General features: G+C 40.6%; 15 protein-coding genes. 2 read left to right on the plus strand and 13 right to left on the minus strand.

What is annotated here, in order from left to right; translation table 11 throughout:
• Positions 1-8 precede the first annotated feature (8 nt).
• From H8S90_RS06415 to H8S90_RS06475, 13 genes are all read right to left on the minus strand, one after another.
• Positions 9-782, minus strand: a complete 774-nt coding sequence (locus H8S90_RS06415; RefSeq protein ID WP_222852254.1) for a succinate dehydrogenase/fumarate reductase iron-sulfur subunit — start codon at positions 780-782, stop codon at positions 9-11.
• A gap of 67 nt (positions 783-849) precedes the next feature.
• Complete coding sequence (locus tag H8S90_RS06420; protein WP_187341747.1) at positions 850-2,787, minus strand: fumarate reductase/succinate dehydrogenase flavoprotein subunit; 1,938 nt, start codon at positions 2,785-2,787, stop codon at positions 850-852.
• Positions 2,788-2,840: 53 nt separating this feature from the next.
• Entirely contained in the window at positions 2,841-3,614 is a 774-nt protein-coding gene (locus tag H8S90_RS06425; protein ID WP_187341748.1) for a succinate dehydrogenase cytochrome b subunit, read from the minus strand.
• A 227-nt stretch (positions 3,615-3,841) separates the two neighbouring features.
• A complete protein-coding gene (locus H8S90_RS06430; protein WP_187341749.1) occupies positions 3,842-5,398 on the minus strand; it encodes a S1C family serine protease in 1,557 nt (518 codons plus the stop codon).
• 348 nt (positions 5,399-5,746) lie between these two features.
• Complete coding sequence (locus tag H8S90_RS06435) at positions 5,747-6,316, minus strand: DUF3109 family protein (RefSeq protein WP_187342944.1); 570 nt, start codon at positions 6,314-6,316, stop codon at positions 5,747-5,749.
• A gap of 61 nt (positions 6,317-6,377) precedes the next feature.
• Positions 6,378-7,160, minus strand: coding sequence for a DUF3108 domain-containing protein (locus tag H8S90_RS06440; protein ID WP_187342945.1), 783 nt, complete (start codon positions 7,158-7,160; stop codon positions 6,378-6,380).
• Positions 7,161-7,198: 38 nt separating this feature from the next.
• Positions 7,199-7,714 (minus strand): DUF2480 family protein, encoded by a 516-nt coding sequence (locus H8S90_RS06445; protein ID WP_187341750.1) that lies wholly within the window; start codon positions 7,712-7,714, stop codon positions 7,199-7,201.
• Between the two features lie 83 nt (positions 7,715-7,797).
• Positions 7,798-9,894, minus strand: coding sequence for a SurA N-terminal domain-containing protein (locus H8S90_RS06450; protein WP_255501843.1), 2,097 nt, complete (start codon positions 9,892-9,894; stop codon positions 7,798-7,800).
• Between the two features lie 217 nt (positions 9,895-10,111).
• Complete coding sequence (gene lptC, locus H8S90_RS06455; protein ID WP_187341752.1) at positions 10,112-10,714, minus strand: LPS export ABC transporter periplasmic protein LptC; 603 nt, start codon at positions 10,712-10,714, stop codon at positions 10,112-10,114.
• 30 nt (positions 10,715-10,744) lie between these two features.
• On the minus strand, positions 10,745-12,052 hold the full coding sequence (locus tag H8S90_RS06460) for a hypothetical protein (RefSeq protein ID WP_187341753.1): 1,308 nt from the start codon (positions 12,050-12,052) through the stop codon (positions 10,745-10,747).
• Between the two features lie 183 nt (positions 12,053-12,235).
• Positions 12,236-13,216: a DUF6427 family protein gene (locus H8S90_RS06465; protein WP_187341754.1), complete on the minus strand. Its 981-nt coding sequence runs from the start codon at positions 13,214-13,216 to the stop codon at positions 12,236-12,238.
• 82 nt (positions 13,217-13,298) lie between these two features.
• Positions 13,299-14,147 (minus strand): UDP-2,3-diacylglucosamine diphosphatase, encoded by an 849-nt coding sequence (locus tag H8S90_RS06470; protein WP_187341755.1) that lies wholly within the window; start codon positions 14,145-14,147, stop codon positions 13,299-13,301.
• A gap of 64 nt (positions 14,148-14,211) precedes the next feature.
• Positions 14,212-16,038 carry a DUF4153 domain-containing protein gene (locus H8S90_RS06475; protein WP_187341756.1) on the minus strand — a complete coding sequence of 609 codons (1,827 nt, stop codon included), beginning with the start codon at positions 16,036-16,038 and terminating at the stop codon, positions 14,212-14,214.
• Between the two features lie 109 nt (positions 16,039-16,147).
• Here H8S90_RS06475 and H8S90_RS06480 point away from each other — a divergent pair, with 109 nt between their 5' ends.
• Together H8S90_RS06480 and H8S90_RS06485 are read left to right on the plus strand one after the other, a co-directional pair.
• The gene (locus H8S90_RS06480) at positions 16,148-17,128 is read left to right on the plus strand and encodes a rhodanese-related sulfurtransferase (RefSeq protein WP_187342946.1); all 981 of its coding nucleotides are present in this window, start codon (positions 16,148-16,150) and stop codon (positions 17,126-17,128) included.
• 11 nt (positions 17,129-17,139) lie between these two features.
• A complete protein-coding gene (locus H8S90_RS06485; protein WP_255501844.1) occupies positions 17,140-20,091 on the plus strand; it encodes a triple tyrosine motif-containing protein in 2,952 nt (983 codons plus the stop codon).
• The last annotated feature ends 188 nt before the right edge of the window (positions 20,092-20,279 follow it).

Raw genomic sequence — 20,279 nt, forward strand, 5'->3', positions numbered from 1 at the left:
AAAGCGGCTTAATGAGCTGTTTTTTCTTTAAAGAACTTGGCATTAAAGTATTCTCTGTTCATACGCGCTATATTTGTCAATTTAATTCCGACAGGGCACTCCGCTTCACAAGCCTTTGTTACTGTACAAGCACCAAAGCCTTCTTTATCCATTTGCTTTACCATAGCCTGTGCCCGGTCATAACGTTCTGCCTGACCTTGTGGGAGCAAAGCATACTGAGATATTTTGGCAGATACGAAGAGCATGGCAGAGGCATTTTTACAAGCAGCAACACAAGCTCCACAACCGATACAGGTCGCTGACTCAAAAGCTTCATCAGCTTTGACCTTCGGAATGGGAAGTGTATTCCCATCGGGTACACCACCGGTATTTACCGATACGTAACCGCCAGCCTGCTGGATGCGTTCAAAAGCAGTGCGATCTACGGCCAGGTCTTTGATTACCGGAAATGCAGCCGCTCTCCAAGGCTCGATAACGATGGTTTGTCCATCATGAAAGCTACGCATATGCAGCTGGCATGTGGTTGTACCATGTTTTGGTCCGTGTGGTTGTCCGTTAATATGCAGCGAGCACATCCCACAAATTCCTTCGCGGCAATCGTGATCAAAGTATATAGGGTCTTCCCCTTTTCTCGTAAGGTCTTCGTTTACTACGTCGAGCATCTCCAAGAAAGACATGTCTGGAGAAATGTTCTTTGCTTGAATCGTAACAAACTTACCTTTTGAATCTTCATTTTTTTGACGCCAAACTTTCAGCGTTAAGTTCATCGTGTTTTCACTCATGATGTTATGTAATGGTGTGTTGAGTGCGTATAATATACGGGCTAAACAACACAGATTTTAAACACTCTTATTTATAACTTCTTTGTGTTAACTTCACGTTTTCAAAAACTAACTTTTCTTTATGGAGCGTTTCCGGTTGGTTATCACCGTTGTATTGCCAAGCTGAAACATAAGCAAAGTTTTCGTCATCGCGTTGCGCTTCTCCTTCGGGAGTGGCACTTTCTTCACGGAAATGACCGCCACAAGATTCTGAACGATTTAATGCATCGTCAACCATAAGCTCTCCGAGTTCCAGGAAGTCGGCTACCCGGCCTGCTTTTTCAAGGGACAGGTTCAATTCTTCATTTTCTCCCAAGACGGTAACGTCATTCCAAAACTCCTCACGTAAGGCTTGAATCATCCCTTTTGCTTTTTTCAAACCAGCCTCATTACGAGCCATACCACAGTATTCCCACATAATATGCCCTAATTTTTTATGGATGTCATCAACGGTTTTAGACCCCTTTAGGCTCAACAATTTCTTGACCTTCGTTTCCACCTCTTTACGGGCAGATTCAAATGCTGGATGGTTTTTATCCACTGGAGCAAAGCTGCCTAGGCTGGTTAAGTAATCGCCTACGGTATAAGGAATTACAAAATACCCATCAGCTAAGCCCTGCATTAGTGCAGATGCTCCCAGTCTATTGGCTCCATGATCTGAGAAGTTACATTCGCCCAAAGCATATAGTCCTGGGATACTGGTCATGAGGTTATAATCTACCCATAATCCACCCATGGTATAGTGAACCGCTGGATAAATACGCATGGGTTGTTGGTAAGGGTTCTCATCGGTTATTTGATAATACATATCAAATAGGTTTCCGTATTTTGCTCTTACCGTGTCTTCGCCCATGCGATTAATCGCATCGGCAAAATCAAGAAATACGGCTAAGCCCGTTGTACCTACGCCCCTACCTTCATCGCACATCATTTTAGCATTACGGGAAGCAACGTCGCGAGGTACTAGGTTCCCAAAGGAAGGGTATTTACGTTCAAGAAAATAGTCTCTATCTTCTTCTTTGATATCGGTAACTTTTATTTGACCCTTTCTAAGTTTTTCAGCCGTTTCTTTTGTTTTTGGCACCCAAACTCTCCCGTCATTACGTAAAGATTCCGACATTAAGGTCAGTTTCGATTGGTGATCTCCCGTTACAGGGATACAAGTTGGGTGAATCTGCGTATAACATGGATTTGCAAAAAAAGCACCGCGCTTATGCGCTCTCCATGCTGCGGTTACGTTACAACCCATGGCGTTTGTAGACAGGAAGAATACGTTGCCATAACCGCCTGTACAAAGTAAAACGGCGTGTCCTTCGTGCGTTTCGATAGCTCCCGTTTTCAGATCACGCGTAACGATACCTCTTGCGTGACCATCAACCATCACTACATCCAACATTTCGTGGCGGGTATAGGATTGTACTTTGCCTGTGTGTATTTGGCGGTTCAGTGCCGAATAAGCGCCAAGCAATAGCTGCTGTCCGGTTTGTCCACGGGCATAGAATGTACGCGATACCTGGGCACCACCAAAAGAGCGATTATCTAATAAACCGCCGTATTCCCGGGCAAAGGGAACGCCTTGTGCCACACACTGATCGATAATATTTACAGAAACTTCTGCCAGTCGATATACATTGGCCTCACGGGCTCTGTAATCGCCTCCTTTAATGGTGTCGTAAAATAGCCGATATATGCTGTCACCATCATTTTGATAATTTTTAGCTGCATTTATCCCTCCTTGTGCAGCTATAGAGTGCGCGCGGCGGGGGCTGTCCTGATAGCAGAATGTTTTTACATTGTATCCAAGTTCTGCGAGTGAAGCAGCTGCAGAAGCGCCCGCTAAGCCGGTACCCACCACAATAATCGTAAATTTACGCTTATTGGCAGGATTAACGAGCTTTAGGTTGAATTTATGTTTTGACCATTTCTCGGCTAATGGGCCTTCTGGTATTTTAGAATCTAATATCATTGTTATTCTATTTTTATCACAAGCTAGCGCAATAAACTACTTGTTGTGAAGACTTATTTACAAAAGAAAAAATACAACGGCATAGCAGCAAATCCAATAGGAATAATGATGCCAAATGCCCAGATTGCTAAAAATCTGATGATTGGAGTATATTTTTTATGATCAAATCCAAGTGATTGGAAAGCACTTCTGAAACCATGAATCAAGTGGAAAGATAGTGCTATCATGGCCAATACATAGAAAGCCACTAATATAGGGTTCTGAAAGGCAAAGGCAACCTGTTTATATAAATCACGGGCCTTTGTTATTTCTTCCCCATCTTGAACAAACTTCTGATAATCTGAAAATTCGGCAGCGCTTAGTTCTGATGCCTGCGTATCCAATGTGTTTAAATTGGTGCGATATTCTATATATGGAACCTCATCGTTATGATATTTCCACCAAAAGTTCGACAAGTGAGTAGCAATAAAAACCAGAAGGACAGTCCCTAAGATCCCCATATTCCTAGAATTCCAGGTACTATTCCTGTTACCTGCATAGCTCGCATAACCAACAGGGCGAGCTTTTTTGTTTTGTAAGGTTAGAATTAGTGCATAGATAGCGTGAATAATAATAGATGCATACAATAAATATGATACCACTTTTATGGGAGCAAAGTGTGTCATGAAATAGGCATAGTCATTAAAGGCCTTACCTGCATCATCCTTAAATAATTGGAGGTTACCAATCAAGTGTACAATCAGGAACGTACATAGAAACAGTCCTGTCAAACTCATGATTAGCTTCTTGCCTAATGTGGAAGTTAATGCTTGATTAAAACTACTCATTTTTTGTGTTATTTTTAATAATGGTAGGCAAAGCTATTTATTTGATTTAAAAATGACATAATAATATTGTGCTATTTAAGCAATTTAGAACGGTTCTAATTACAGCAAGAGAATTGTTTGATGCTGGAGAGTTATTCGCTGCAATGAAGTCGCTTCTTACCAAAGAAACGCAAAAAAAAGAAGGATTCCCTTTTGGAAACCCTTCTTTTGTATAAAGGTTATGGATTTTATTGTAACGGGAACCTCAGATCAACTCTTGCGCCATCTGGTGTGATACCGTTCAGTTGTAAAAGATTGTTCTTGTTGTTGCCTAAAGCACTTTCTACTTCGTCAACATTACTTACGGCTCTACCATTGATAGCCGTAATGATTAATCCGCGAGGAACATCATACATGTCAAATAAACCGCCGCGACGTACTTCAGAAACGACTACACCAGAATTAATCTTATGTTGTTTCTTTTGTGCATCTGTTGCAGGAATAAAGCCCGCCCCGAGTTTATTATATAACTCTGCAGTGCTCCGCTTTTCGCTTTCGCTCTCTTTTTCAGACTTGTTCTCTTCTTCTCCTTTCAGCGTAACAGTTACATCTTTTTCTTTACCGTCGCGTTTATAAGTGAGTTTTACCTTATCTCCCGGGCGTAAGCGGGCAACGCGTTCCTGTAAATCTGGGCTGGAGTATATCACGTTACCATCTATTTTCGTGATGATATCTCCCTTTTTCAAGCCGGCGGCAGCTCCTCCTCCTCCTGGGATTACGCTATTAACATACAAGCCATTAATTTCATCTACACCTAACTGTTTGGCAACATCGGTATCCAGCTCTTGGAAGGTAACGCCCACATAACCACGTTTGACACTTCCGAATTTCACAAAATCATCAGCTATCTTTTTTACGAGATTTACCGGAATAGCAAAGCCATACCCCGCATAATAGCCGCTTTGAGACATGATAGCTGCGTTAATACCAACCAACTCTCCATTGGCATTTACCAATGCTCCACCACTGTTCCCACGGTTGATGACAGCATCAGTCTGTATGAAAGATTCTACGGCAGAACTTGCTGGAAGATTGTCCGGGTCAGCTCCCTCTTGTTGCCAACGCTGGTATTGTTCCTGTCGTTGCTGATCGGCTAAGATACCGATAGCACGGCCTTTGGCACTTACAATACCAGCCGTTACGGTAGATTGAAGGCCCATAGGATATCCCACAGCAAGTACCCATTCACCAATATTGACTTCGTCAGAATTGCCGAGCTTTACTATGGGTAAGCCAGTTGCATTTACTTTAATTAAAGCGAGGTCAGTATTCGGGTCTCTTCCGATAACTTTAGCATCGTATACTTTCTTGTTGGTTAATTCTACCGCAATTTTATCAGCATTTTCCACTACATGGTTGTTTGTTACAATATAACCGTCAGCAGAAATAATTACACCCGAACCAGAAGCTCTTTGAGGTTGTTGTTGTTGTCTTTGACGGCCACGTGGAGCCCCAAAAAATTCTTCAAACATGTCTTGAAACGGATCGCTTCCGCGCTGATTGCCAGAACGCTCATAAGTGGTCTTGATGTGTACTACAGCCGGACTAACGGCGGCGGCCGCTTGTGTGAAATCTAAATTTCCTGTAGAAGCACTGATATCGCTTGGGTTATTGGCGTAATGTATTTGTTGCCGTTCTTCAAACGACAGTTGGTTACCTTGCTTTTTTTCTAAGAGCTTGTAACCACCTACGGCTACTGCTCCGCCAATCAGTGCTGTAAGTAACGTTAATCCTATTTTTTTCATTTTCTATTAATTAATTTAAGCGGTTGTTAATTTTTTGAAGAGCTGTTTTAATGCTAGCCGTCCTTTCTTATTGTCTTTTTCTGAAGGTAGCAATCACCACATTTTAGCCCTTATAGTTGTTTTAGTTTTCCAGCTTACAAACTTTCATTTTTGTTTCTTCCAAAAGTAATACCATTTGCCACTTAAAGACAAATTTTTGGCTTCTCTTTTCTGTTAAAAAATGTTAAAGAAAACGCAAATAACCTTGTGTTATATGCAATTTTACAAAAAGCTTATACAAGGCCGCTTTTGGTCGATAACTCTTTTTCCAACTTGGAAACGTGTCGAGAGAGGTTTAGGCGTTGAATATTATGTTGTCTCAGCTGCCGCAGCCTCCTCAAGTTCTTTGTACCAGGACTCACCATACTTGCGGATAAGCGGTTCTTTTAGGAAACTGTATATGGGAACCTTCAATTCTCTGCCAAAAGAGCAGGCGTCATGACAGATGTGCCATCGATCGTAGTTGAGTACATCAAACTCAGGGTATTTAGTAGTTCTTATAGGGTATAAGTGGCAAGAAATGGGCTTTTTCCAAGATGTATGACCTTGTTCATAGGCTATTTCTATCGCACATTTTGTAATACCGTTTTCCCAGGTAACATATGCACATTCTTTATTACCATCAACACAGGGAGTCGTTAAGTCACCATCGACGTCTACAACGTGGGTTCCTGCCATCTCTATTGTCTCTATCCCTCTTTCTGTCATAAATGGCTTAACCTTGGGATAAATCTCTCGTAATACAGCTAATTCATCTCGCTCAAGGGGGGCACCTGAATCGCCTTCTACACAACAGGCTCCCTTGCATTTATGAAGGTTACATACAAAGTTTTCTTTGATTATTTCTTCATTTACCAGCACATCTGCTACTTCGATCATCATATCTTATACTGTTAACTATTTTCACAAAAGCTGTTAATAGGTATTTGTGGCTTTTTGTTTATTTTGTGGTTTTTAACGGGTGTTTCAATCCCTTTACGTTGGTAAGCTCAAGAGTAACAGAACCTATAAGGATGTCGACTTGTGCTTTTACAGGTATCCGGTTACCATCATCTGTAACCCATAAGTATAACTTGCTGTTCTTTTTAAAAACGCGCCCTGGTTCTAATGAAGGACTAAACTTTAAGCATTTGAGTGTTCCGAGGGCCGTCTTGATATTTTCTTTTCCCAGATAGGTAATATCAAGATAGGTTACGGTATCTTTTAAAAAGTAAGAAATTTTAAAAGACTGTCCCTCTTTGATATTGGTTAAGTCCAGTGCTCTGGAAAAGTAATAAGCAGACAACAGGTCAAAGGTTTGTGACTCTTTTGCATCGAAGTTTCCACGGGTGGCTTCTATTTTCTTTTTATGCTGATAAAAACGAATTTTATCATTTCGTCTATATTTTCCCTCTCGTATATCTTCACTAAAAAAGTAAGGAAGATACGTCTGCTGGTCAATGTAGGAGTCATATTGATCTCTTATATTATAAAAAACACTAAAAGCTTTGGATGTTTTTCCCACAGCATTGAGATGATAAGTTGGTTTACCTTCGAAAGTTAAATCAGACGGCATCACTTTTAATACGCCTTCGGCAGCCGAAATAAAACCATATTTCAATTTATAGGTTAATTCTTCGCCCGGCTCAAAAACACTGGTTTTTAAATAAGGCAAAGTTTGGGAAAAAGCACCGTTAATTGTAATAATAAAGAGTGCTATTAAAGAAAAAAGGGTGTTTTTCATCATTTCTACGTCTTGGCATTTATTAAAATGCGTACGACTTATGTTTTACGCTTAAAAATAGGCACCGTTGAGCACGGTTCTCCATACATGATGCTTTTTGCAACTTTTGATAATTTATAAGCAAAATTTACGAAAGCGGATTCCGGAATTTTAATGTCGCCACAGCCCTTTACCACTACACGTTGATCTCGAAATTGTTCCATATCCAGTCGACTGAGCGCTCGCTCGAAAAGGATATCTTCAAAGCTTTCCTTATTACCGAAGAAGAGTTCGTTCACGTAAGGTTCTAACTTGTTGGCTAACAACATGTATGCCCACGTTGGTACAATGGCGTCGGCAGAGCACGTAATAAGCACATTTTTTCCCGTATATTTTGACCAATCGTTTTCTTTAACGAAAGCTCTGAATTCTTTTTCACGTAAAATAAGACCTTGAAATAAATTATCTTTAATGTCATAAATCGCTATTCCGGCATTTGATTTTAGCACGGCTAAATCAAATGTAAATAAACCGCTGTTCGCAACTTTGTTGACTATATTTTCCTGGATTTCCATACCATTCCTCCAATTCATTAAACGAAAAAATCCGGATAAGGTTTAAAATACTTATCCGGATGCAAAGGTATAAATAAATCTGCTTAATAGAATCTAACTCTATTGTCTGTAATGTCGGCTTTATCTAATAATGCTTGAAAAGCTTGGTTTGCCGCACGCTGTTTAACCTGTTGGCCGACCTGTTGTTTTTGACGATCGATATTATCAAGCGCAGGTGGGTTCACAAAATCATTGACCTCAATTACATAAACACCCTGCGTTCCCTCAATCACCTTAGAAAGCTGCTTGGGCTGTAAACCGAATGCTGTACCTACGACTTTGTCCTCTTGGGCAACACCGGGAATAATAGGATTTGCAAAAACGATGTTCTGTTCTGCTTTTGCTGTTTTTCCCACTTTTTTCGCTACCTCATCAATACTTTTCGCACCCTTTAAAGCGTCATTTAGTTGCTGCTCAAGCTTGGCCGCTTTTACCTTATTGATTACGGCAGGTTCGATTTCTTTCTTTACATCGCTCAGTGCTAGCTGGCCTTTCGGACGAATACTTGTTATCCGGGCAACTACATACTGATTTTCGAGCTCATAAACTTTATCACTTAACTCCCCTTTTTCTGCTTTGAAGGCCCACTTAACAAGCTCTCTCGGCGACGATAGGTTTTGGATCTGGGGCTGCATAGGCGCAATGTCGTCTGCAACTTCAACCGTCAGGCCCGCTTTTTTCGCATCATCCGCGAAACTTTTGCCGTTGGTGCTACCGAAGAAGCTTGAAGCCTTATTGTATGCGGCTCGCAATGTCTCGTTGCTACTGGCAACACTTTTATCAATAAGCACAGCTTTTACAACTTTCGACATGCCTTTTTGAGCGTCTACTTTAATAACGTGAACGCCGTATTGCGTGTTCAATACGAATATGTCGCCCGGCTTAGCGTCAAAAACCGCATCTTCAAAGGCCGGAATCATGTTTCCTCTGGCAAATGTCCCTAATTCTCCACCATTATCTTTGGTACCGTCGGTTCCAAACTCAACAGCCAATGCTGCAAAGCTTGCACCGTCTACCAGTAGATTTTTAATTGAATCTGCCTTTGCTTGTGCTTTGTCAATTCCTCCTTCCATCGTTGGATTCAATAAGATATGACGGGCGGTCACAGAGTCTGGACTATTACGTACATCGATGACCTTAGCAGACTCATACACCCCATCCGAATAAACTGGACCAACTGTCGTACCTTTAGCTGCGCTAAATACCAAGGAGTCCAAGACTGGGGAAAGTGTACCTTTTTTGATATATGCTATAGGTCGTTTTTGTTCTGAGTTAGAAACAGCAAACAACGAATCATTGGTTGTTTTAGCCAGTTCTTCAGTCAATTTACTGATGGTTTCCTTCGCTAATGCCGTATCCTGTGCGGTAGGCTGCGCGTCGAATACCACATATTCAAAAGAGCGCGTCTCCATATCATTTTTAAATGATGCTTTATGCTCATTGTAATATTTTTGATAATCAGCATCTGTCGGTTTTACATCGTTATCCTGAACAGCAGCGTAATCCAACAAAACATAACTGAAATTGGCTATTTTATTTCGTTGGTTATAATCTTCGTTTGCTTCTAAAGAAGTTACATAGATACTGTTTTGGATGAGGTTGTTATACTTTTCCTGCAAGCGATTGTCGCGCATAGCCATCAAAAAGCTACTCCATTGTTGGCTTAATTCACTGTTAGCGGGCTCGTTGCCTATATTTGTAAGAAATTGGTTGAGTTGCTCCCGATCTACCTCGCCAGTTTGTGGGTTGCCAAAATTCTGTACAATCATGGGCGACGGATTCTTGCCAGACACCATATCATTCAGCTCGTTTCTTCCCACACCCAGACCGATCATTTCAAGCTCTTTGTCTAATAATAGGCGTCTTAAGTTCTGGTTCCACGCATCCTCAACAGCATAGGCTGTCATTTGCGGGCTCATATTACCACCCATCTGCTGCCGCATGTTATCGGTGCTCTGTTCTACCTGTTGGTTAAATTCCTGGTAAGATAGCGATTCACCGTTTATATTTCCCACCTCGTTTTGGTGTGAAGCCCAAAAGGGTGTTCCGAAACGAATAACATCCCCTAATAAAAATGCTACAATTGCTAAACCGATAATTACTACGATGATTATTCCCGCTCGGTTTCGCAAAAAGGTCATTAATCCCATATGCTGTTTATACTAAATTGATTTAAGTTTTTTTGAATTTATAGTTATTTGCTTTCTAAGTGTTTAAAAATAAAAATGTCAATTTTTTAAACGAGGGCGCAAGATACAACTTTTACTAAAAAAATAATAGGTTTTTCCACGAGAATAATTATTCGGGGACAGCGTACATTATCTCTCCCTTTGTAAATAATGCGTGTTGCGTCACGCACTAAAAACCATCTTCCTCCTTCACATTGTACACGCCTCTTGCACCATTGATTTTCCTGTTATCAAAATTTTCATCCGCTTCAAAATAGTTTCCCTCTAACATACTACCGTCCGGACTGGTAATGGTAAGCGGCAATTTGTTATAGAAAATACGTTTATCATTATCCCAGAAGAGCTCTTCAGATTTAAAGATTGTTCCATCGGCCATGGTCACCACCACATCATGTCTAAGTTCTACCAGGTTCTTTTTTTCAAAATATAATCCGTACTTCGAGGTCACCCGACGTTCTTCCTTTTTGTCTTTATCATAAAAAATTAGCAAAACGTCCTTCGGAAATTCATAAAAGGGGCTATCCACATTGTGCTTGATCATTTCTGTAGAGATCAATTTCGCCTTCACAACAGCCGAATCGCTATACAGTACAGAAACACCGTAGGAGATATCTATAGGTTCTTCGGCATCAATATTGGCAATACGCTCTACTTCTTTAAGGTCATTTTCACATGAGCTGAAGAAAATTAAGGCCAAAAACAGACCAACCATAACGTTTGGAAGGGTTATGGTTGGTATATAACTGTAGCTATGGATGATTTTTGTTATCATCGGGTATTAATACGTATCCCCTCCTTTGTCTTAATCATATCGATAACGCATAAACCATCGATCATTAAGCATAAAGGAAACAATGAAATTAAAATAGTTTTCTTTAACCAGATTATTAGATAAAGTTCCTCTTTGCCCTATTTCTGCCGAAAGATTTATTTTGTAATAAGCGTTAATACCTGGCTGCGACCGCAATGGTAAACCGAAACCAACAGTAACGGCCATATCTTTTATGTCTTGTGAGTTAAGGTTGAGGTAAGTTTTGTCATACCTTAGTCCTAAACGGTAATCAACCAAGTTCCAATATTTTATAGAATTGACATCAGGAGTCCATTGGGCCCCTACAGAAGCTCCGTAGCTGTCTTCCAACTGAAACTGTAAATCACTATTTTCTTGGTTGTAATCAGACCATGTAGCATAACGTACGTCTGCCCCTAACAACCATTTTGCTTGGTTGATACTAAAGCCAAAACTATGGCGCATGGGTAAGCGTACCTTTTCTTCATTTCCATAAAAGGAGCTAACCGTATCTAAAATGGAATTGATTGTTCCGTCTGATACATTGCTTGATATACGGGTAACAATTTTTGAAGCCTCTGAAGTGATTCTGGTGCCCAAGCTATTGGTATAACCTATGGTCAGTAAGGTACGGTCGTTTAGCGGTGTAAAGTATTGCACGCCAAGATCGTAATTAAAGCCATTAATATCACGCTTATCTTCAATGCGCGAATTGGTTGCACCTAGCTGATTGGGAAACTCAATGCCACTGATGTTATTTAGTTTCCCAAAGAGATAGGAAACATTCGCTCCAATGCTAAAATGTTCTCCAATTCCTATTCCATAACCGATGTATGCTTTGCTGATTCCCCCTTCTCCCGCAAAAGCCCGATTGGCTAGCGTGCTATCACCAGAGCCGAAAGAAGTAGGCGCAGAATAGCTATAGCCCATATCCGAGAAGGGCATCAAGCCGAAGCTAAAAGCCGATTTTGGTGTTAACGGAATACCAAAATTTATATGGTTTAAAGAAAAGTTACCACTTGCTTCGCTCTGTCCGTCCTTTTGAAGAATAGTGCGGTTCATGTACGCCCCAATATCCATGGTGGTAAGATGAATGTTTGAATAGGATGCAGGGTTGGCAACATTGATGTTGCTATAGCTTCCCATGTTGCGTACACCGGTTGAGAGTCCACCTATTGCTTTATATTGAGGAAGTTGATCGCCTCTTAAGAGGCCATAACCAAATGCTGAATAAGGGGAGCTACTGTTTGATTGCGCATTGGCGGTAGCGCTTATGCATAGTCCAACGATACAAAGGTATTTCTTAATATTTAATCTCATGCGGATGTACAATTCAAGAAGCTATTTCTTCAAATTTTAACAGCTAAGACGGATAGTTGTAACGGATATGATACGGCTTCCGGCCTAGTATTTTGCTATTTTAAGATTGCAAAGCTATTTATTTTTTAATTGTGATGCGGTGTGTTTTTGTTAAAAAAGGTTAAAACCCACAGATTTACTTGCTTAGAAGAGTTGAAAATACAATATCGTTAACAATAAAATTGTGTAGACTCCTTCGTAAAACCATCTAAGTTTGGCAAAATTAAAATAATATGCCATATAAATTGATATCGGTGGAGCACATAGTAGGAAATGGAAATCGGGAGTATCTGCTTTTAGGTAAAAAGAGGCAGCACCAAATAAAAACATAAAGAAAAGCAATTGAAAAGATTTTCTTACATGGACAATACTCTTATAAAAATTTTCCCTTAGCGTATTTAGAAAGAGTATCAGCACCAATGCGAGGGGCAGAAGCACCCAATAATCGTATAAGTCGATATTGAAAGAAGTCGGGAAAGCGTGCGTTAATGGCTTCCAGATAGCATAATAGGCCGCTAACTGATCGTTCCATAGGTAAATAATACCTAAGAGGAAGTAAATTACCACAAAACCTAATAAACCTGCTACCCATTCCCGCCAGTCGAAAGGCCTGAAAATAATAAGCGCAATCCAAAGTAAAGGGAACATCACAATGAAGGGGAAATAGAAAAGTGTACCAACGGCCACGAGCATGCCCAAATCAAAAAGCGTAGATTTTACTTCCTTTCGATGGTAGGTTTTCAGGAGTTTATCGATCATCCATATGAGGAAAAAATTACAGATCAGGGTGGGTGTTAATGCTAAAAACGGCAGCAGAAGACTTGCCGTTGTAACGTACATCAGTGCCGGAAGAAAGGTGGGTTTTCCCAGAAGGTTGTGGTTATCAACAATTCTGTTGAGAAATAAGGCCTGGCCAATGGTAATAACTAGCGTAATAATCACATTGGACTTTGGAGTTAAGGTGAAATCGTCAAAATTATCTAAGAGAGATGAGATGGAAGGCTCAAAAAGTAGCGGATGAAATGCACGGGGTAGATGTATGAAGGCACCAATACACAGAATAACAGCTATAGCTATTAGAAAGGCTAAATTCGCCGGAGTAAATTTTCTAAATAAGTTGATCATGCAAAAGCCATCTCCATGTTATGAAAGTACAATATTAATACAATTATTGGAGATTGAAAATGATGGCTGGAGCAGAACCTTTTTACACCTCTGTTTTTAATAGTTCCAGCAGTTTATTGATGTTTAATTTGTCGTTTAGATCTTCGACATCCAATGGGTCTGTCTCATCATATTCTTCAGGTAAGCATTCTTGAGGATTATAACGATAAATGCTCCAAGAGCCATTAATATATTCCAATGCAGTTAAATTTTCAACCCAATCGCCTGAATTGAGGTACATCACCCGACCATTTTCAGTAACAATTTCTTTTATTTCGGGCTGGTGGATATGCCCACAGATTACATATTGATAACCTTTTTCTATTGCTAAATCTGCGGAGGTTTCCTCAAAGTTATTAATGAATTTAACGGCGTCTTTAAAATGCGCCTTTACTCTTTTCGAAAAACTCATTTTCCCTTGTCCCATTTTAACTAAACACCAATTGACAAAGCTGTTAAGAAGGATAAGTGTATCGTAACCGATAGCCCCGAGGCGCGCTAGCCATTTAGAATGCTGCATGGTTACATCAAAAATGTCCCCATGGAAAATCCAGGCGCGCCCCTGCTGTAAGGGGAGGACTAGTTTATTCAGTAGTTGTAGGGAGCCCAGCTTGAAATCGGCAAATTTACGGAGCATCTCATCGTGGTTCCCTGTTAAATAGAACACCGGAACTCCCTCTGCCACAAACTTTAGTAGTTTCCGAACAACCTTCATATGGCTTTCCGGCCAGTAATGTTTGCTGAATTGCCAGACGTCAATGATATCACCATTTAAAATGATCTTTTTCGGTTTGATACTTTTGAGATAGGTGAGGAGTTCTTTAGCGTGACACCCGTAAGTTCCGAGGTGAACGTCTGAGATAACAACCAGGTCTACTGCGCGTTTTGGCATCAGCGTATAGCTTTTTCACAAAAGACTAAAACGGATGTTAACTTACTGTTAAACAGGTGTTATTTTATTTCGCCGCTGCCTCCCTAAGTAAAATATTAGCGCTGAAATTAATAAAATAATCAGCTGCTTCATCATCCTTTGAACGGTAATGGTCAATGTAAATGGAGTTTAGCGATAAACATACCTCATAACCTTTCACCTGCATGGTCATCTGCATTTTTTTCTTGGGATAGTAAAAATGACGATTATTGGGCATTTTAGCGATGAGTTTATTTGACTTATAGTCCGCTTCGATTTCTTGTAGGAGCTCGCTCAGATCAAAAATATGTTGCTCGGAAGCGATGATAATTTCACAACTATGTTTCCTGTTATCAGGTATGATACGGATAGAATCGCCTGCAAGCCTTGTTGCTACCTCCTGTTGGTAGGTGTCGAGTTTGATGAGGAAGTCCCAACTTGTGACAGAGATCACCTGCTCTTCATCTGAAAAGACTGTGTAGCTCTTTGCTTCAGGGCTGGCGGTACTGGGATCTATATGAAGTATGGCATAAGCAGAATCGAGTTTATGTTTGATGACATCGTAACTAGAGCTATTGTTGTTCTTTGTCTCGATGGTTTTTTCGATAGATTTTAAGTCCTTATCGGTAAATGATTGAATTGAAGAAAGTCCGTGGGTACTTATCAGGTATTGAAGAATACTTATCTGTGTTGTTCCGTCACGTTCTCCCGCCCCTTCTTCCATAAGGGCTTTTAGCCTATTTACCTGAGATCGTAAGGAAATTTTACTGGCGCTTTGCGGACCGTAAACCATTCCAAATGCAAATAGGCAAAGGCTAATTGGAATAAGCCGGATATCCTGCCGTTTACTGATCAGGAAATAAGCCGTTATGCCGGAAAGCCATAAGGCGATTGCGATAAGAAAATAACGGGGCTCAGTAATTCCATAGGCGGCCACTCGTTTATAGATAGCCAATATTAGCAGCGCCAGTAAGGGAATCATCATGAGGTAGAAGAGACGGACGAACAGGCTTATCCAAGTGTTCTCCGCAGTGTCTCTGATGGGAAAAACCAATAGTAGCGATAAGACGCCAAAGAAAGCGTAACCAATAATGAGTGTGGAAACCATTCCATCCGGAAGCTCCCATTTAATCATGATCTTCAGCTCATAGATAAGCAATATCAACAGGTAAATACTCATCAACGGAATGAGTACATATTGGGTGAATATTTTAAGGCTTCTGGGATACCCTGAGGTTTGCCGGGATGTTATACGACTTGCAGAGGGAATTCCGGCAAGGAAGAATAAGGAGTTAAAACCAATCGCGATCAACGAGAACAAACGCTGGTAATACTTCTCGTCGAGCTTCACAGAAAAGAGCTTGTCGATAGCAGAGAGGGCTATTACCAGACCGAAGAATAATATGAAAGCATATAGTGCAGCGGTAATGAAACGTAGAAAAAGGGTTTTATTAAATGTCCAAAAAGCCGGTACACTTTTATCCCTAACAAAGGGAGCGATGGATACCAATAAATGACCTCCAATGGAAAGTAAAGCAATCCGATATAAATCAGCTTTGTAATACATTGGGTTTAATACCCAAAAAAGTATTCCACAGAGCATGACAATTGCAACACTTAGGAGTGCTCTTTTCTTTGCGCCAAGTGATGCAGCTTCTGCATATAAATCGGCGGCCAGTAGCCAAGTAAAACTTATATTGGTAAGCGCTAGAAATTTAACTAGCTGATAGCTAAGGGTTCGATTATCATACGCTACTTCAACAAACAGCAATGCGGCAATTGTGGCCAATACAATTAGCGCAGCTTGTAAGGGAAAACGGCTAAAAACGCCCATCGTGGCACGCAATAGCCTGCTTGGAGAAGGAATTTTCATTGGCAAGATGTTAGCGGTTCTTATCAAAGATATGGAAGCTCGATCAAAAATCCTTATCTTTGTGCTTTTTAAAACATTAAACGCCGTTTGCAGCGGTATCAATGCATATATGAGAGCATATCAAACCTTGCTGTACTATTGCTACAGCCCTATCGAAAACGCAGAAGAGTTTGCCCAGCAGCATTTGGAATTTTGTAAGTCATTAGACCTTGTTGGGCGTATTATCGTGGCAGACGAAGGCCTGAACGGTACGGTATCTGGAACGCAAGAGGCCTGCAAAGCCTATATGGATACCGTGCATGCGGATGAGCGATTCGCTAAAACCGACTTTAAAGTAGACGAAGTAGATGAGCCTTCTTTCATTAAGATGCACTGTCGGTATAAGGCGGAGATCGTACATTCAGGACTGCGCAACCCCCAAGTAATTGACCCTAATAAACGCACAGGGGTTCATCTGGAGCCTAAAGAATTTTTGGAATTAAAAGATCGGGAAGATGTGGTGATATTGGATGTACGCTCTGACTATGAGCATAATGTAGGGCATTTTAAAAATGCCGTGCGGCTAGATATTGAAAACTTTCGCGAATTTCCGGAAAAGATCAATGAATTGGCCAAATACAAAGATAAGAAGATATTGACCTACTGCACCGGAGGCATTAAGTGTGAGAAAGCATCTGCGCTGTTATTACATGAAGGCTTTGAAAATGTTTACCAATTGCATGGTGGCATTATTAAATACGGGAAAGAAGTTGGGGGAAAAGACTTTGAAGGTAAATGTTACGTGTTTGACAATAGAGTTGCTGTTGACATAAACCAAGTCAATCCCACAGTGGTTTCTACCTGTTTTAATTGCGGCGCTGTTAGCAGCAAGATGATCAACTGTGCTAACCCGGAGTGCAACGAACACTTTACCCAATGCGATGAATGTGGATGGAAAATGGATGGCTGTTGTTCAGAAGCATGTAGAGAACATCCAAGAAAGCGACCTTATGACGGTACGGGATATTATGTTAAAATTCCACAGTCGGTTGATGTAAGCAAAAGGAAGTATAAGAAATTTCCTGAAAAGACCCTCCTTACTAACGAATAGGATGTAAGGTTATGCGCATTTCCTTTTTGGCCATTGTTAGCTTATCAATTACCTTAATGGTAGGACTCGTCTACTCCAGACAACCATCCCTTGGTAATTCGTCCTATGGGCAAAGCAATGCGTTTAATAAAAGGATAGGCGTTAACGCCTCCGGACAGGTGCCATTCTCCGGTATACCTCTTGTACAGAACTATACCAAAGCAACATATTTAGCAGCAAATCAGAATTGGTCGGTATCCTGTGGAGAAAACGGTATGCTTTATTTCGGTAATAATGATGGGCTGCTCAGTTTTGATGGCCATTGGTGGGAATTATACCATATGCCAGGTAATATCATTGTTCGAAGTGTCGCTACGGATAAAAATGGCCGAACATACACCGGGGGACTTCGTGAATTCGGTTACTGGGAAAGAGACTCTTTCGGACAGCTAGGTTATCACTCGCTCAGTAATCAGTTAGAAGAAAAGCATAGGTTAAATGATGAGGTGTGGAAGATCTACGTAAATGAAGAACAAGTTATATTTCAGAGTTTCTCGTCCATATACGTTTATAAAGAGGGTAAATTATTGCATATTGATGCTCCCAGCCCGATGCTTTTTCTATTCGAGGTAAATGAGCGGTATTTTGTTGAAGCGCTTTCCTCAGGCTTATACGAACTGAAGAATGATAAGTTAAGAAAGGTGCTTTCTTCCGGTGACTTTGGTAATTCGCGTATCCTCACGATATTATCGAATGATAACGGTAATTTTCTTATCGGCACAGCCCAGCAGGGTATTTACGAATGGGATGGTCAATCGATCAAGCCCTGGCAAAATGACGCACAAGAAGATCTGCGGAGGTACCAGCTGAATAACGGACTAAAATTACGGGAGGGCCATTATGCTTTTGGAACAATCCTTAACGGTCTTTATATTTTAAACGACAAAGGGAGAAAAGTACTCCACATTAATAAAGAAACAGGTCTTCAAAACAACACCATACTTAGTCTACAGCTTGATAAACAGCAGAATATATGGGCGGGTTTAGATAATGGTATCGATCGTATAGAAATAAATTCTCCCATATATTATTATAACGACAAAGCAGGGCTTTTAGGTACCGTATATGCCTCGATCGTTTATCAAAACAAACTATATCTGGGAACAAACCAAGGGCTGTATTGTAGCGACTGGTCTGCGGAAAAAAGTAAATCCCTAAATTTCAAATTGCTAGAAGGCTCGCAAGGACAGGTCTGGGATCTTAGCCTTATCGACAACGAATTGCTATGTGGGCATAATAATGGCACATTTAAGGTTAACGGAGATCAACTGGAGTGGCTTTCGGATGTTACGGGAGGATATGTAGTGCAAGCGCTCCAACAACAGGAATCTCGCCTAATTCAAGGAACATATACTGGTCTGGCGCTTTTTGAAAGACATCAGCATGAATGGAAATTTGTTCATAAGATTAAAAATTTCGAAGAGCCTGTACAATATCTTCAGCAGGTGGATAACAATAAGTTTTGGATAAGCGGCTATAAAGGTTTATACATGTTACAACTGAATGCAACGCAGGATTCCGTTGTTTACAGTCGCCTATACCAGGAGAAAGATGGTTTACCAAAGACACCCTATGTAAATGTGTTTAATCTGGCTGGTAAGCTTGTTTTTTCTACAGATGCTGGTTTCTACCTCTATGATGAAATAGCCGATAAATTTCATGTGTATGCACAGCTAAATGAACGTCTTGGCACCTTTGCGAATGCGAATAAGGTGATACCGGCAGACGCTGGAAATTATTGGTTTATTAGAAAGGGAAATGTGTCGCTTGTAAGTTTTGGAGAAGCAGGAAAGGTTACGATTGATTCGATGCAGTTCTCCCCCTTAAGTAACCGAATGTTAAACTATTACGAGAATGTAAATAAATTAGCTGATGATCTCTACCTGATCAGTCTCGATGATGGTTTTGCGCTATATCGAAAAAATGATCGTACGGTGAATGATCTTGACTTAAGTAAGCCGCTGTTACAACGGGTGGAAGATATAACGGATAGTACCGCACGGTTAATTAACTTTGCATCAACAGCCGACTTAGAAATTGCTTACAATAAAAATAACATCCGGCTCACTTATGCCCTGCCTCACTACAGCTCCAACACCGTCCTGTTTCAGTATATACTTGAAGGATATTCGAAGAATTGGTCGGAGTGGACGGACATACCGCAGCGGGAATTTACAAATTTAGCACGTGGCAAATACGTTTTTAAACTTCGGGCAAAAACCGTTGATGGTAAAATTACGCCTGTATCGAGTTTAGCCTTCCGTGTTTTGGCCCCATGGTACCTATCCTGGCCGGCTTGGATGGTATACGGCTGTTTGCTCATTATAGGAGCAATAGGTGTTCGAAAATACTATCAGTATAAATTACGTAAACATCGCGAACATGTACAGCAGAAGCTGAAATTGGAGCAGGAAGAACGACTGCGACAGGAAGCACAGGCAAACGAACAACGCTTAATGCAGTTAAAAAATGTACAACTTGAAAAGGAATTGGCGGGAAAAAACCGGGAATTAGCTAATTCGGCTATGAATATCGTGTATAAAAACGAGTTGCTCAATAATGTGCATGATGAACTTTCACAATTAAAAGACAGCGAGGGACGTAAGCTTTCTGGCGAACAGTTAAAAAAGATAAGTAAGATAATCGACGATGCGAGGAGTGACGAGCGCGATTGGAACCTGTTCGAAGAAAGTTTCAATGAGGCTCACGAAAACTTCTTTAAAAAATTGAAACAAACTTATCCAGAGCTCGTGCCCAACGACCTGAAACTTTGTGCCTACCTAAGAATGAATATGAGCAGTAAGGAAATCGCATCATTACTTAATATTACCACCAGAGGAGTAGAAATTCGGCGCTACCGCTTACGGAAGAAATTGAACTTGCAACATGATCAGAACCTATCCGAGTTTCTGATGGAAGTGTAGCGCAAATCTGACAAACGCGACAGAAGCGTTAAGCCTGTAAATCATAATTATCTTCTCCATCACTATGGCGTTTTATTCAAATGGCTCGTATGTTGTTTACTTCCAGCATTCCCCTCTAATTAAAGATGATTGGTAACCATTTTAAGAAAAAACGCTAAAATAAAAGTAGTAAGATTTTATAATAAACC

It is taken from the genome of Olivibacter sp. SDN3 (assembly GCF_014334135.1).
GTDB lineage: Bacteria > Bacteroidota > Bacteroidia > Sphingobacteriales > Sphingobacteriaceae > Olivibacter.

Bases quoted from the DNA above. Each gene is read 5' to 3' on its own strand.
- H8S90_RS06415 (WP_222852254.1), bottom strand. From the start codon at position 782: ATGAGTGAAAACACGATGAACTTAACGCTGAAAGTTTGGCGTCAAAAA.
- H8S90_RS06420 (WP_187341747.1), bottom strand. From the start codon at position 2,787: ATGATATTAGATTCTAAAATACCAGAAGGCCCATTAGCCGAGAAATGG.
- H8S90_RS06425 (WP_187341748.1), bottom strand. From the start codon at position 3,614: ATGAGTAGTTTTAATCAAGCATTAACTTCCACATTAGGCAAGAAGCTA.
- H8S90_RS06430 (WP_187341749.1), bottom strand. From the start codon at position 5,398: ATGAAAAAAATAGGATTAACGTTACTTACAGCACTGATTGGCGGAGCA.
- H8S90_RS06435 (WP_187342944.1), bottom strand. From the start codon at position 6,316: ATGATCGAAGTAGCAGATGTGCTGGTAAATGAAGAAATAATCAAAGAA.
- H8S90_RS06440 (WP_187342945.1), bottom strand. From the start codon at position 7,160: ATGAAAAACACCCTTTTTTCTTTAATAGCACTCTTTATTATTACAATT.
- H8S90_RS06445 (WP_187341750.1), bottom strand. From the start codon at position 7,714: ATGGAAATCCAGGAAAATATAGTCAACAAAGTTGCGAACAGCGGTTTA.
- H8S90_RS06450 (WP_255501843.1), bottom strand. From the start codon at position 9,894: ATGACCTTTTTGCGAAACCGAGCGGGAATAATCATCGTAGTAATTATC.
- lptC (WP_187341752.1), bottom strand. From the start codon at position 10,714: ATGATAACAAAAATCATCCATAGCTACAGTTATATACCAACCATAACC.
- H8S90_RS06460 (WP_187341753.1), bottom strand. From the start codon at position 12,052: ATGAGATTAAATATTAAGAAATACCTTTGTATCGTTGGACTATGCATA.
- H8S90_RS06465 (WP_187341754.1), bottom strand. From the start codon at position 13,216: ATGATCAACTTATTTAGAAAATTTACTCCGGCGAATTTAGCCTTTCTA.
- H8S90_RS06470 (WP_187341755.1), bottom strand. From the start codon at position 14,147: ATGCCAAAACGCGCAGTAGACCTGGTTGTTATCTCAGACGTTCACCTC.
- H8S90_RS06475 (WP_187341756.1), bottom strand. From the start codon at position 16,038: ATGAAAATTCCTTCTCCAAGCAGGCTATTGCGTGCCACGATGGGCGTT.
- H8S90_RS06480 (WP_187342946.1), top strand. From the start codon at position 16,148: ATGAGAGCATATCAAACCTTGCTGTACTATTGCTACAGCCCTATCGAA.
- H8S90_RS06485 (WP_255501844.1), top strand. From the start codon at position 17,140: ATGCGCATTTCCTTTTTGGCCATTGTTAGCTTATCAATTACCTTAATG.